Source organism: Terribium retamae (assembly GCF_022347545.1).
GTDB lineage: Bacteria > Pseudomonadota > Alphaproteobacteria > Rhizobiales > Rhizobiaceae > Mesorhizobium > Mesorhizobium retamae.
In genome coordinates this window covers 1-1,013 of the sequence record NZ_JAKREW010000123.1, presented here as the reverse complement: position 1 = coordinate 1,013, position 1,013 = coordinate 1, and the positions used below count along the sequence as shown (strand labels likewise).

Genomic DNA, 1,013 nt, shown 5'->3' with positions numbered 1-1,013 from the left:
GGCCAATCTCCAGCGTGGGTGATGACTGCTCTTGGCGATGAGGGTGCTGACAGTGATGGACGGTGACAATGAGCGTCGGCAGAAGTCCGTCCTCGAACTCGGAGCGACCGCAGGGAGCGTTCCGGTTCGCGGAAATTCCCGTGCGGGGTCGCTCGCCATTAACCAGCGTTGCGGCCTCGACACTCTGCGCTCCCTGCGGTCGCTTCGAGGTCGAGGATGACGAGGATAGAGGCGCTTCGGCCAATCTCCCGCGTGGATGATGATAAGAATGCTCCTGCCGGCGTTGGCCTTGGTGCTTATGGTGACAATGAGCGTCGGCAGCACCTGAAGCCCGTCATCCTCGACCTCGTAGGGAGCGAAGCGATTGGAGAGTGTCGGGGATCCATTCCGGAACGCTGGTTAAGAGCAACGCCCGCCGCGCCGGCGATCGAGACGTTCGGGGTAAGCCCATGAAATGGCGGCCGCCGCTCAGCCTGGTGGTGCTGGCCATCCTGTCGACGGTGATGGTGCTGCCGCTGGCCGGCCTCGCCGGCTATCGCCTGCTGGAGGCCGCGCCGCACAGCGCGCTGATCGCCGGCGCCATCGTGCTGGGGGTGACGCTTTTCATCGGCTTCGTGTTCGTGCGCGTCATCACGCGGCCGATGTATGAGCTGATGGAGCGCACGGCGCGCATCGCGGCGGGCGATGCCGAGGCGATCCGCCCGCTTTCCCATCACGGCACGCAGGAGATGGCCAAGCTGTCGGACGCCTTCCTCGACATGGCGCGCAAGCTGCAGGCGCGCTCCGACACCATCCGCACCTTCGCCACCCATGTCTCGCACGAGCTGAAGTCGCCGCTCACCTCGATCCAGGGCGCGGCCGAACTTTTGCGCGATGCCGGCGAAGAGATGGATGCGGCGACGCGCGCGCGCTTCCAGAACAACATCGTGGCCGATGCCGAGCGCATGACCCGGCTGGTGCGCCGGCTGATCGAGCTGGCGCGCGCGGAAAGCGCCGGTGCCGCGGTGGAGACG

General features: G+C 66.3%; 1 pseudogene. It reads left to right on the top strand.

Annotated features, from left to right (window positions below):
- Positions 1-587: 587 nt before the first annotated feature.
- Positions 588-1,013, top strand: a pseudogene (locus L4923_RS30830) (histidine kinase dimerization/phospho-acceptor domain-containing protein); the annotation flags it as partial.